This window comes from Chitinophaga sp. (assembly GCF_017745275.1).
Taxonomy (GTDB): Bacteria; Bacteroidota; Bacteroidia; order Chitinophagales; family Chitinophagaceae; genus Chitinophaga.
The window spans coordinates 919,823-933,606 of record NZ_JAGHZS010000002.1 but is presented as its reverse complement, the minus strand read 5'-3'; the positions used below and the strand labels follow the sequence as shown (position 1 = coordinate 933,606).

The window sequence follows — 13,784 nt, the reverse complement described above, 5'->3', positions numbered from 1 at the left end:
TGCCATCCTGGTAAAATGCCTGCTGAGCGGCAAATGGATCCGTTTTAAATTTACCGTCATTTGTATTGCCTGACTTGGGAACATAAGGAAGATACTTATATTGTTCTCTGCCCAATTCATCATAAATAATAGGCGCCACCAGGTCCTTCCCGCTAACACTAACACCTTTACTCACAGTTTGTATAGGACGGCCAAGGCCATCAAAATACTGGGTGGTTTGCTTTACTTCACCCACCGTACGGCTGGCAGCCTTAACAGCGGCTGTATCAGAGGTAGGCATGGACGGCTCCCAGGTACGGATATAATTAATAGAGGGAACAGTATAAGCTGCCGGAACTGTAGCTGCTGTCGCTGTTTTACGAACAACATTTACATCAGGTAAATTCTGTGCCATCGAGGATAATGCGCACAGCACAGCCGGCAAGATTATTGATGCCCTTTGTATATTGAGATAAATAGTAGACAGAGTTTTCATTTTTACCGGTTTTAATTAGTCTGAGCTGCCTGATATTGATAGTCATATTGCTTCACAATCAGACCATCCTGGTTCTTCACTGTTACAAGCCTTCCTAAGCCATCATAGGTATAGTACAAAATAGTATTTCGTACATCACATTGACTGGTCATACCTATTAAAGGAGTATAAGTATAGGTAGTCATTTGTGCTGTGGTAGGAAATAACCTTAATTCGTCAATTAATGCGGTACCATTAATAGTAAGGTTCGGACCTGACGGAGTGAATTTATATTCATAGAACGTCCACCCTTTACGCTGCACTCCGGGAGTTGCCTGGATGCCGTTAATAGTAACATTTCCTCCTTTCGCCCAAAAGGTGATATAATATGTAATGTTCGGTTGCACATTGGTCTTTGTAATACTTCCATTTGTCAGGGAATAAGCATATTGTCCTGTAATAGCATCGGCATTACTACGTTGATTACCGCTCACTGTCCAGCCACCATTATTATCTGCTTCAAAACTGGTATAGGCAACTGTTTGTTTTCCTGCATTAACAACACTGGCAGCCAATAAGGAACTGTTGTAGTCCCATAACAACGTGGTTACAAATCCATCTTTCACAAATTCCTGTACATTACCAAATGGATCAAATGCGGTTACATCATATTGCTGTTTAAGCAGTGAGTCACGTCTGATAGTGACGTATTTATATGGTTGTATAATCTTGTTATTATCTTCCTGTAATTTATAATCAACAGTGTTACGTGTCTGTACAACTCCTTTTACGGAAGACGTGACCTCCGCCGGAATTGATATGTTGTTGCGGCTCTTTACTGAGTCTGCTAACGCATTTGAATTAAGCTGCCAATAATACTGGAAGGCAGTACGCAAAGTATCCCCTTTGCTTGATTGTGTTGTATTTTCCTTAAGAAGGGTGTATGGCGCAGAATTATAGGTATTCAGACTGCTGGACCGAAGATATCCCGTTCCGTTTAATGCATATTCTGTTTCAATGGTAGAAAGTAATTTCTTCTCCTGATAGATAATAGGGTAATCATTAATATAAAATGCTTTATATTCTACATCCTCAGGAGGAGAGAACTTACAAAGCGACTCATATATTTTCTTTACGTTAAAATTATATGCAATTCGCTGGTACTTTTCTTCGTATGCTTTCTGAATCGTTTTTTGAACGGTGATACTATTGGTGTTTCTATTCCTGGCATAAAAAGTAGTCAGAGTATCTCCTATCAAATAATCAGGGAGTACTCCATACGGAGTATTGGCAATACGCCCATTCCGCATGCCTGCATAAAAAATGGGGTTATACTTATATCTATATTCTACACATCGGTCAATGGAATCCTTACCTTCTGTAATTTCAATTACTGATTTATGATAAAAGGCACTTGTACCAATCAATGATACAGGTGTGGTTGTTGAATTACTATGCACCAGGTAAGTGCAGGATGAGTATTCGTCACAATTCCATTGCGCTCCACAACTTCTGAACAGAGGTATACTGGATGAACTCATAAATTTCCTGTCTGCCTGCACGCGGAAGCTGGAGTATTCTCCTGTTTCTTTATATTCATATCTATAGCTCTTTTTGAGATCAGCTTTACCTATAGGATCTTTGCTTATAATCGCACTCACGCTCATCCCTCCAATAGGTGCATCGCGATACAAAGTGTCCGGAGGAGCATATTCATAAGAAATACCGACTATTGATTGCACCAGTGATCCTGCAGCCGTCAATCGTACATGATAACTGGCCGGCTCTAACAGCACAGAATCAGGAGTCTGGGCATTGTTTACAGGCATATATGATTTTGAATAAATGGAATAGTCATTATCATATAACAAATAAACAGACCCTTGATTATGGGAAGCCGGTTTGGTCGGGTCGGGATTCAGCACCTTAAAATCAACCAGTACTTTTTGTTTGAAGGGTATTATAAAGTCTCCATTACTTTCTTCTACAGTATTTGTTCCACTACCTAGAACAGCACCGGTGTATGCTGTCTGGTGCTTAACAATGTACTGTTCCCGGGTTCGATTAAACGCATAAACAATGCTATCTGACCCTCCAGTGGGGTACACTATCTTGTTTAATAAACCATACTGCATTTTATTTACGTCTGGCGTACGATCTCCATAACGAGCGGGATATCCCTCCGCATAATAGGTCATATTCGGATATTCCTCTGTGACTGCAGTTATAAGATAAGAATTATCTTTCCCATTATTGTATCCATCATAATCCTGGGCACCAGAGAGTCGAGCCGGCAACAGGTTACCGTTTAAATAGGAAAACGTGTAATCATAACTCGGCTTTACCTCCTCAATGGAAGGCATAATAGTCAATTTATTCAACACCATCCTATAAAGCAATGATGAATCATTATTCATCCCGTTCAACTTTAGAAAATTTCCAAACCCGGTCGCCTTGAAATAGCCATAACTGAAACTTGCTGCCCTGATAAATTCACCTTTTGAATTTGCCAGTGAAATAGCACTTAAATACTGCCCACCAACGATATCTTTTCTTATAGCATCATCTTCCCCATAGTCAAATCTGAGAGATCCATTCTTAAAACTTATCTGTTGCAATAATTTAGCATTGATAGTCTGCAGTGTAAAGCAATTGTCGAATGTACTTGAATATCGCTGACAGCCCATACCACTACCTCCATCGCTGCAAGACCATGCATCTGATGCGGTTACAATAGATTCCGTTTCATTAACATCCACATAATAAGAATGATAATTACTGATATAATCAAAAGTAATAGTATCCTGCCCGGGCTGGATAATGCTCGACAAATACCAGGCATTTCCTACTTTAACAGTTCTGCCAGAAGTCCTGTCTGCACAATAACTACCGCCTCTCTGGTAGGTAGAGGTATCACAGACATTAAAAGAATAATGAATACCTTTGTCATCAATAATTTCAATACCGCTACGGATGCTGCTAAGCGTTGTAACTACTTTATAATTTTTATCTTCCAGCAAAATTGCTTTACCATCCGGGCCAAAAATAAAACGACCGGCAATCATTCCATTAACAGAAAAATCAAACACATCGCTTTCTCTATCTGTAGCAGCAGCTAAATAAATCAATGTTGCACTATCATAATTTTCAGGATCCGGTTTAGTAAAGTTATTAGGATAAGTAGTGGCTGTTCTTGTTTCATCAGGCAGGCCATAACAGGTTCGGTTTACGACTCCTCCGTAATTCAAACTCCATCCTAAGCCAACAATACCTGCCGCCTCATTTACTTTTATCCCACTGGAAGCATAATTCAAGGTCACGGGCAAACTTAAAGTCCGGGACTTAACATTAAAAAGGGGAATCACTACATTAGGCGTGCCAGATGAAAGGTTCACACTTACATCTCCACCTTTATTCATAGTGGCAGCATTTACCGGTGGAGGATAAAACGTACTGGGACTAAAGTTATAACTATCACCCGCTGGAGGTACTGGTGTCCTGGTTTGTACCTGAGGGAATGCTTTGATATGGCTGCAAAAAATTAATACGCTTGTTAAAACAAGGCCTCTCAAACTTCCTATCATTGGTTGAAAGAGGAAATATCTCGACTTCTTCATACAAAAAATTTGCTTTATGGGTAACAATGAACTTGAAAAAAAAATATTTAAAAATTATACCCCAACCTCACCTTCACCGGATCCGTCCTGGGCACATGCGAATTATACAAAAAGTCAAACAACACCATCATATTCCCTTTCAGCTTACTATTAATCTTATACTTCTTGCTAACCCCTATCAACCCGCTCTGCGTCCACTTTTGTCCAATACCTTCCGGCAAGCCTTCTGTCACTGGCTGATAATTCTGCTCATAGCCGCCATTCACAAAGAAAGTACCCTTGAGTTTCCAGTCGATGAAAGAACGAATCCCCATACCCTGACTGGAAAACCGGATGTTATCAAACCCGGTACCCATGCCTAGTTTATAAGCAAGCCCAAGTCCTGCGCTGCCGTTTTTATGGAATTTATACGCCGCTTGCCCCGCCAGATCTCCGGTAGTAGGGAAGAATTTAGTACTGCGCTGAAACTGGATATTACTTCCAAACTCCACCCGTTGTAAAAAGCTCTTCGTCTTCATTTCCTTAGGTTTGAAATCCGGCATTTCAGCGGCGTTATCAAGGTCAGGGAATTTACTTTTCAGTTCATCAAACTTACTACGGGCTTCTGCCATCTGTTGACTCACTGCTGCGCTGGCATTGGGACCACTACCAATGCGTTGCTGAATCATTTGTTCTACCTGGCTGCGGGTTTGCAATCCTTCTAAACTCTGCGCGGAGGCGGTGGCGCCCTGGATATTAAAAAGACTGGCCAGTTGGGAATGCTTCTGCATGAAGTCATTATAGGCCGGTATTTTTTTAATCACTTCCATGGCTTTTTGTTCCGCCTTTTTCTTGTCTTTGAAAACCTCTTTGTATTCCTTGAGCTGCTGCGCATAGTAGTAGGCTTCCTTGTTCATCTTCTGCAGGTCCTTTGTAAAGCCGGTATACTGGCTTAACTGCTCTTTCAGCAATTGCTTACGTTCCCGGATATACGCTTTAATCTGCTCTGCCTGTGCCAATTTATCTTTGAGGTTATCTACTGACTTTAAAGAGCCATTTAACTTATCGGTAATGCCTTTCGACTGTGCCAGCAACCCTTTTGACTCCTTCAGAAAAGCCAGGGAGTTACCAAGGCTATCCAGGTATTGCCCACCGCCTACTTGTGACAAAGCACCGGAATACTTACCCAGCTTACCTTTCATCCGCGCCTTCAGGCTTCCCAACGAATCAATGGAATGCGCGAAGAGATTGTTCGCTTTCAGGGAATCTAATTTTCCCAGGCGGCGTTTTAACCGTTCCTCCTGCTTCATAAACCGGCTCAATGCCTGTTCGCTGCGTTTGGAAACCTGCCGTTGCATTTTATCAGACTTCTGCTTTACCTGAGAAAGATACTTCCCTGGTATAGGAGTCACTTTCTTTACCAGGCTATCTTTTTTTATGAGGCCATCCTGCGCTTGTAGGGTAACAGCACTAATGAGAAAGGACAGGATAAGGAAACAGCTACATTTCATGAGCGGGTATATTATAATGAAGACGCCGCCACTTTGGATTTAAGCTCCTTCATTTCACTTGTCAGGGAATTTATTTTCTTATTCATTTCTATGATATAAAGCATCTGCTCTTCTATCTTCTGCAATAGTTTTTGGTTGATTTCTGCCAGATCGATGCCTTCTTTGGCTACTTCTGCGGCTGATGGAATTTCCGGAAGATGCTTATTTACGTTAATGAAAGACTCCACTTCCTGTAAAGATGGAAGTTTATAATCATCTGCAAACACAAAATCTGCCCATGGAGTTGCCTGTGTTACTTTTACTCTTCTGGCACCAATAGTTCCTTCTACAGCGAGCTTGTAAGGGCCTGGATCGGTAGTACCAATACCTACACTACCATTCGCTTTTACCTGCATCAGATTCACACCACCACTATTGACAGCCAGTACATTATTAGTATTTAGCCGGCTACTATTCTTATTCCTGCCATCCAATATAATGGCTCCCATAGCTATGTCCGGAGTAGTAAGCACATCCTCTGCTTCACCTATAATATACAACCCAAATGAACGACCGGGATAATACGTCCGGCCAACAAGCGCAGGAATATACACACCTGAAGTGCCTGTAGCACTCTTAATGCTTAATGCAGCATCACTTGCAGCAACTCCTTCTTGCGTAAAAGTGCTAAATATTGTTTTCTCTTTACCATTTACATGCAATCTGGCAACAGGTGAAGTTTCTCCAATTCCGATAGCACCAGTCTCTATTATTCTCATTGCTTCTGCTAAACTATCACCCTTGACAAAAAATTTCATGTTAGACCTTCTTCCTGAGGCGATATATCGCTCTACCTCCAACGATCCAAGATCTGAACCAGCCATATTAAACTTAAGAGCGCCAACTGTCCCTAAAACATCTGAAGAATGTGTAAGTTTTATTTTGGATAATCCGCCCGAGGATATTTCGAGCTTCTCTGTTGGTGTTAACGTACCAATACCAACGTTTCCAGTAGAATCAAGCTTATTGGTTCTCTGCGCACTAACGCTTAAACATCCCAGGAATAAAAGGGAAAATAAAAATGTGTATTTCATATATAGGTTACTGTTAAATTTTACCAGGGTTACCAATACTTACTTGCAATAGCACGAACATCAAATCTTAGCTCACTACTAATGGGATAAAAAACTACAGTTATCTCTTTATAAATAAAAAGGTTAACACTGCCACAAAGGAAATAATTTATTTCAAAACAGCGACTACAACTTTAGTTGTAGTATCCGGTATTTTCGCATAATTAAATGGGAATTGCAGACCCACTCCCACCCGGAGGCAAAACAAACAAACTTTATCCATTAATAACAGTACTTTCGCCCTATGCCTACCCTCCAACTCCTCGTCATCAAAACACCTGCCCCGGATCAACTCGCGGAATTCTATACCCGCCTCGGCTTCGAATTCCATTATCACCGTCATGGCAAAGGCCCTTTTCATTATGCGAGTACGAACAGCAATACCGTGCTGGAAATTTACCCGCTGCCCAAGGACGTAACGGAGGCCGACAAAACCACCCGGCTTGGCTTCTCAGTAGATAATTTGGATACACTTCTGCTGGAACTGCCGCCCGCCTGTATTATTAACGGAGCCGCCACCACGGAATGGGGCTATACCGCACTGATACAAGATCTGGATGGACGAAAAATCGAATTGACACAGGCATAAAAAAACCGTTCTTACCAAATGGTAAGAACGGCCCCTAAAAAATATCTCACAAAACGACTACAGTACTTTCACTCTCATATGTCTGAAACGTACTTTTGAACCGTGGCCAAGGAAACCAATATGACCGATTTCATTCTTCAGCCCCGGATGCTCTTTATGATCAATAGTGCCATTTTTGCTGGCCTCTGCGATGTCGCCATCGAGAATTACTGTACCATTCAGGATCACTTTTACACGATTGCCATTTACAATAGCTTCTTCTACATTCCACTCTCCTACTGGTTTCAGGAAACCACGTTTGGCAGGGATCACACCGTATACAGAGCCATGGTATTGATATTCGTGCAGGTTCTTGTATACGTCTGCTTCGTTATCCAGGATCTGTAATTCCATACCCATGTAGGCGGCATCACCTTCCAGTGGCGCGCGTACACCCAGGCCGTTGTTAGCTCCGGGGGTGAGCTGGAATTCAAAACGGAAGGAGAAGTTTTTGTACTCATCTTTCGTGTAGAGGTTACCGTGACCACCATTGGATGGATCGATGATAATGTCACCATTGTCGATAACATAATCTTTGGTGTTGCCGATCCATTCGTGCATGTTGGTACCATCAAACAACAGCTTATAGCCTGCTTTCTTCTCTTCGTCGCTCAGCACATAAGGCTTGGGACGAGGCAGCTCTTTTACGTACAGGTCGCGGTACGCTACATAGGTGCCATGCGCCTGCAATTCTATCTGCTCTTCCGGGAAGATCGGCAATCCGCGATCCCAGTAGTTTTCAAGGATGGTGTTATCGGTTACCAGTTCACCATTGAGGTATACGGTTACACGATCGCCTTTCATGATGATGCGGAAGTGGTTCCATTCACCGATAGCGTTGTCTGCCAGTTTCAGTGGTTTGCTTTCGTTTTTCTGGTTGTTGTATAAACCTCCGGAGCCCACCTGAGCGCCTACATCGGTGCGTGAAGTATCCCAGATCTGTACCTGGGGAGAACCGCGGAGATAGATACCGGCATCACCCTGTGGGGTAATTTTCCAGTCTACCAGCATTTCGAAGTCGGCGTATTTTTTTTCGGTGCACAGGTTGTCGCCACTGCCATTGAATACTAATAAACCATCTTTCACAGACCAGCCTTTACGCATGTTGTCGTCGGCTTTCTGCTGTGCTTTTGCGAGGGTTTTCGCATCCATTTTTCCGCGGGCAACAGGATTTTCAACGAGTCCTTTCCAGCCGCTGAGATCTTTACCATTGAAGATAGACACGAAGCCATCGCCGGCAGGCATTTCCGCGAGGTATTTGCGGATCGACTGGCGTTGATAATCTGCGTCCGGATTTTTCAGTACGGTGGCTGTTTTTTCCAGCAGTGCACGAACGGTAGCGCCGTTGTAGCTTTTATCAGCCAGGGCGATGTTCATCACGGCGTTGGCGGCAGCCTGTTGTACAGGAGCGTTGTCGAGGTAGTTACCGGCAAACAGCAGTGCGGAGATGGTTTTGCATTGTTCCACACCTTGCAGGATTTTCTGCTGCAAAGCAGGCGTGCCGGCTAATTCCATGGCGCTGCGCAGCATGAGCAATTGCTGATCTGCCGGGAAAGCGGATCTGCGGGTCAGGGCTACATAGCCTGCCAGTGCTTCTTCGCGGTAAGTGCTGTTGTTATTATCTCTGGCGATTTGTAACAGAGCGGGAGCAGCAGCAGGTGTTTTCCAGGCCGACAAAGCCGCAACAGCAGCTTTTTTCGTAGCGGCGTCGCCGTTAGCGAAGGCGGATAATACCGGTGCCAGTGCAGATGTTTCACCGATACCGGCCAGTACGGGCAGGTAGCGGGCTTGTTTGTCTCCACCTGCCTGTTTCATTTGCGCCAGTACGTCCGCGCTGTTGGCGCCCGCGTTGATGAGCGCTTCCTGGAGGTTACTGATATCAGTTGCATTGCTGCTGCTGTTCAGTAAGGCAACCAGTGCCGCAAGATTGTTTTTGGTAGCCACATCTTTCAATGCACTGATGGCGGCGCTGCGGGTGGCAGCGTCGTTGCTGGCAGTGAGCGGCAATACATCGCCTACGCGGTTGTCTGCCTTACGTGCAGCCAGTACCGTGAGTAACGCAGTTTGTGCGGCAGCAGGCATAGTTGCCAGTGCAGCGCCGGATTGCGCAGCTACTTCTTCCCCTGGCATAATCAGCAGGGCATTTTTTACGGCTTCTACGGTAGCAGCATCGCCGGTTTTCATGGTTTGCAGCAAAGCAGGCAATGCAGCGGCGGCGCCAGTTTGACCAGCAGCTTTAATAGCAGCGAGCTTTACGCCCGCATCTTTGCTACCCAGTAGTTTCTGGATAGCAGGTAAAGCAGCGGCTACTTTATTATCTCCCAACATACCAATAACAGCGGCTTTATTGGCGTTATCAGGACCTATCAGTTTCTTCAACCAGCCGGCGTTACCAGCAAGACCGTTCTGACCGGCAAACTTCAATGCCGCATCACGGTACTCGCGGTTTTTATCATCCGCAGCGGCTAACAGCAGCGGCATGTTCTTTTCACCACGGATAGCCGTGAGCAGTTGCAACGCAGCGGTACGGGTATATACCTGTCCATCTGTTTTAGCCTGTTTCAGGATGTTGTCTGCAATTTTCTCTGCAGCCGCTTTGTCTGCCAGGTGACCCGCGTAATAAAGATACGAGGAGGTAGCATCGGTTACATCGTATGCATAACCGCTTTTGGCGGCAGCAGCAGCGAGTACCGGTGCAGAAGCAGGTGCGCCAATCTGTGCCAGGGCATAGAGCGCTACTTTTGCGAGCTTTTTGTCGGCATCAGTGGCGAGCGGTGCAATGGCGGCAGCAGCGGCGGTATAACGGGCATCTCCCAACGCTTCGGTGAGGGTGATGCGGTTGAAACCGGTAGCAGCAGGCAATGCCTGTAATAAGGCCTGTTGTGCAGCAGGGGTGTTAATTTTCACCAGTGCACGCGCAGCAGGATCACACAAGCGGTTATCTGTTAAGCAGGACTGCAGGGTGCTTACCGCTGCATCATCTCCAACGGTTTCCAGTTGGGTGATCAGGAATACTTTATTTTCCGGATCGTTTGCTTTAGGCAGCGATTTGCAAAGCGCAGCTACCGCTTGTTTGCGGGCTGCTTCTTTACCGGGTTGTGTTACATAGAAAGCATATCCGGCAATGGCATATTGTAATTGCGTGTTATCGCCTTTTCCGGGCGCTGCCAGCATACCGGCAATGGCAGTTAAGCCTTCTTCTCCCAGTGCTTCTATTGCCTGCATATTGGCGTTAAATTGCGACTGGTGAGGAGACGGCATCAATGCCAGCACGTCGGCCACTTTGGTATGGAAAGCACGCTGATCTGTTGGGCCCTGTGCGGACACCAGGCTACTCCCGCCAACCAGTAGTGCAATGAGTAAGTGTAGTATCTTTTTCATAATTCAGTTACTTGTTTGTTCTGATTCCGGCTGTTTTAGATAGTCCATGGTCCACGCATCGGCTGATAGATGAGAGCGTTGGCGCCGGCATCATCTATGAACTCCTGTTTTACGGGATCAAATTTCAGGGAGCGGTTCAAACGCAGCGCAATCTTGCCCATGTTTACGAGGGTAGCAGAGCGGTGACCATTTTCTTCATTCAGCGCAAATTTGCGACGGTTCTTCACAGCGTCTACGAAATCTGTTTGCTGTGGCGCCGGATCAGGGAAGGCAGCCAGTTTCTTTTCCAGGTCAGGTATATCAGAGCGGAAGCCAGGATACAGCTTTCCTTTGGGTCCTTCTATGTAAGCAGCTTTTTCATCTGCACCTTCACCATCCAGGATAATCTGGCAACCATCTGCGTAGGTATAGGTAATTCTTCTCCAGGTACCTACTGCATCAGGATGTTGTTGTGGTGCATCTACTTCTACACTTACCGGGCTGGTATCATCTTTACCAAGGAAATACTGGATAGGATCAAGATAATGTTGTCCCATATCTCCCAAACCACCACCATCATAATCCCAGTAACCACGGAAGGTCTGGTGTACACGATGCGGATTATACGGGCGATAAGGCGCAGGCCCTAACCACATATCATAGTCCAGTTCTTTAGGTACCGGCATCTCTTCCAGGTTGGTTTTACCCACCCAGTAAAATTTCCAGTCAAAGCCGGTATGCTTGCTCACGGTCACTTTCAGTGGCCATCCCAGCAGACCGCTGTCTACCAGTTTTTTGATAGGCTTCACCGTAGTGCCCATTCCATAAAACCTGTCTTCAAAGCGGAACCAGGTATTCAGGCGGAAAATTCTGCCATGCTGTTGTACGGCTTCCACCAGGCGTTTACCTTCACCGATGGTGGCGGTCATTGGTTTTTCACACCAGATGTCTTTACCGGCACGGGCTGCATCAGCAGCAATGATACCATGCCAGTGCGGAGGTGTAGCAATGTGTACAATATCTACTTCGGGTAAGGTAATCACCTCACGGTAGTCAGCAAAGGTTTTAACGCCTTTGCTTTTTTCACCCAACTGGTCCATGGCCAGTTTCAGGTGACTGCGATCTACATCGCAAAGTGCTACTACCCTGGTGCCCGCATAGCCAAAGTGGCCACGTCCCATGCCACCGGTGCCTATCACGGCTTTGGTCAGCTGGTCACTCGGTGCCAGGTAACCGCGGCCCAGCACATGCCTGGGCACAATAGTAAATGCAGCAAGCGCTCCCAGGGAATTTTTGAGAAATGCCCGCCTTGAATCGCTGTTTTGTTTCGCCATATTTCAGTTTAATTAGAATGCCGGATTGTTAAATGCGTTTTGGTCTGATAGTATTCGTTCACTGTATAATAATAAATTCACCGTCTTATTTGATTCTGGCTCTTCGAATGGTAAGATATAATCTAACATCAGGAATTGCAAGTAGCGGTACAGAATTTTTGATAAGCGGTAAATAGTGAATACCTGTTAGTATCCGGGATTTTGTTTCATCTCCGGGTTCGACAAGGTTTCTTTTTCTGGTATCGGCCACAGGTAATCCCGATCCATATAAGCGCGGTCCTGTACTTTCACTGCCACTCCTGTTTGCGGGTTGGTAGCACCCAATACTTCGCCGTTCATCACCTGTTTTACGATACCCCATCTGCGGATATCAAAGTAGCGCTGCCCCTCAAATGCCAGCTCCGACTGTCTTTCCCGGCGTATCAACTGACGCAGCATCGCTGCACTGTTGTAACGTTGCACGTCTACTACGGGCATGCCTGCACGCGTACGGATATCATTTAAATGCTGCACGATCGCCGGATTTTTCCAGTCGTCCAGTTCTATGAGCGACTCTACATAAATTAATAATACCTCACTGTAACGGATAATCATAAAGTCGAGCGAACCGCCCCTGCCCTGCCGGTCGCGCGGATCCAGGTATTTACGGATCCAGTATCCGGTAGCAGTTGATTTCTGCACGCCTATTTTATCCGTGTTACCGGTAGCGTTATCAAAAGGTGATAAAATATAATTCGCATCCAGGTACTGCTCTCCGGGATACAGGATAGACGCCAGCAGCCGGGGATCACGATTGTTGTTGTAATTAGGATTTTTATGGTAGATAGCTACCGAATCTGGCCCCAGTTCCACGAGCGTTTTCCCTTGTTTGGTTTCAAAGTTATCTACTACTGCCGCCGTAGGTGATACATAGGTTTCACCGCCAATACCATAAGGAGCAAAAGTGGTCCATGCATTGTTACAACCATCCGCTTTAAAAAAGATCCGCTCTTTGTTCAGCTCACCCACATAACTAAATAACTCAGCATAGTTATTTACACCCTGCTTTTCGCTGCGATATAATTTATATACACCGGAGCTGATAACTTTAGCAGCCGCATCACGCGCTACATCATAGTGATGATAAAATAACGCCAGCCGCGCAATCAGCGCATTGCAGGTACCGGCAGAGATACGCCAGGTTTCATCGCTGGCATATTCCTGCGGCAAATGTTCCGCGCAATCTTTCAGTTCACTGATGATAAAGTCATATACTTTCTGCGCAGGGTCTCTTTTCAGGTGATTATTCACAGGTGTCAGTGAAGCAGTAACAATAGGTATATCGCCAAAAAACAACATTATTTCCATGTGATAAAATGCCCTAAGCGCACGGGCTTCATATTTCATGCGGCTACGAAGGTCATCGTCCATATAACATTTGTCTACGTTTTCCAGGAAACGACAAGCCCGGCGGATATCGATATAATCATCTCTCCAGATCCACTCTGCTACGTCCCAGGTAGGGTTTTGTAAACCGCGGGTATAGATATCATAGTTACCGCGGAAGTCGCCCCGGCACACGGCTTCGTCACTGAGGCCCGACCAGAACATCACATTACGGCCTGTTGAACCGGCGGGGATGCCGGCGTAAATAGAGCCGAGCGCACCATATGCATGCGCTTCTGTTTTCCACCACTCTGCATCGGTTACACCGGATGGATTATCATGGGTAAGAAATTTTTTGCATGCCGGCAATGATAATAAGCTCAGGGCCAGCAGGATCATCTTACTATATTTCTTCATAACGAAA

8 protein-coding genes are annotated in these 13,784 nt (G+C 45.3%); 1 reads left to right on the top strand and 7 read right to left on the bottom strand.

Annotation, left to right across the window (positions count from 1 at the left end):
* The 4 genes from J7623_RS09490 to J7623_RS09475 form a co-directional block, all read right to left on the bottom strand.
* Positions 1 to 394, bottom strand: a 394-nt coding sequence (locus J7623_RS09490) for a DUF6443 domain-containing protein (RefSeq protein ID WP_291919587.1), incomplete at its 3' end; no start/stop codon positions are given.
* Between the two features lie 92 nt (positions 395 to 486).
* A complete protein-coding gene (locus J7623_RS09485) occupies positions 487 to 4,071 on the bottom strand; it encodes a hypothetical protein (RefSeq protein ID WP_291919585.1) in 3,585 nt (1,194 codons plus the stop codon).
* 47 nt (positions 4,072 to 4,118) lie between these two features.
* Positions 4,119 to 5,561, bottom strand: coding sequence for a hypothetical protein (locus tag J7623_RS09480; protein WP_291919584.1), 1,443 nt, complete (start codon positions 5,559 to 5,561; stop codon positions 4,119 to 4,121).
* A gap of 11 nt (positions 5,562 to 5,572) precedes the next feature.
* Positions 5,573 to 6,634, bottom strand: a complete 1,062-nt coding sequence (locus J7623_RS09475; protein ID WP_291919582.1) for a hypothetical protein — start codon at positions 6,632 to 6,634, stop codon at positions 5,573 to 5,575.
* 283 nt (positions 6,635 to 6,917) lie between these two features.
* Here J7623_RS09475 and J7623_RS09470 point away from each other — a divergent pair, with 283 nt between their 5' ends.
* The gene (locus tag J7623_RS09470; RefSeq protein ID WP_291919581.1) at positions 6,918 to 7,262 is read left to right on the top strand and encodes a glyoxalase/bleomycin resistance/extradiol dioxygenase family protein; all 345 of its coding nucleotides are present in this window, start codon (positions 6,918 to 6,920) and stop codon (positions 7,260 to 7,262) included.
* Positions 7,263 to 7,319: 57 nt separating this feature from the next.
* Here the strand turns inward: J7623_RS09470 and J7623_RS09465 are convergent, their stop codons facing one another.
* The 3 genes from J7623_RS09465 to J7623_RS09455 form a co-directional block, all read right to left on the bottom strand.
* Positions 7,320 to 10,682 carry a DUF1080 domain-containing protein gene (locus J7623_RS09465; protein WP_291919580.1) on the bottom strand — a complete coding sequence of 1,121 codons (3,363 nt, stop codon included), beginning with the start codon at positions 10,680 to 10,682 and terminating at the stop codon, positions 7,320 to 7,322.
* Positions 10,683 to 10,717: 35 nt separating this feature from the next.
* Positions 10,718 to 11,995, bottom strand: coding sequence for a Gfo/Idh/MocA family oxidoreductase (locus tag J7623_RS09460; protein ID WP_291919579.1), 1,278 nt, complete (start codon positions 11,993 to 11,995; stop codon positions 10,718 to 10,720).
* A 186-nt stretch (positions 11,996 to 12,181) separates the two neighbouring features.
* The gene (locus J7623_RS09455) at positions 12,182 to 13,777 is read right to left on the bottom strand and encodes a RagB/SusD family nutrient uptake outer membrane protein (protein WP_291919578.1); all 1,596 of its coding nucleotides are present in this window, start codon (positions 13,775 to 13,777) and stop codon (positions 12,182 to 12,184) included.
* Positions 13,778 to 13,784 lie beyond the last annotated feature (7 nt).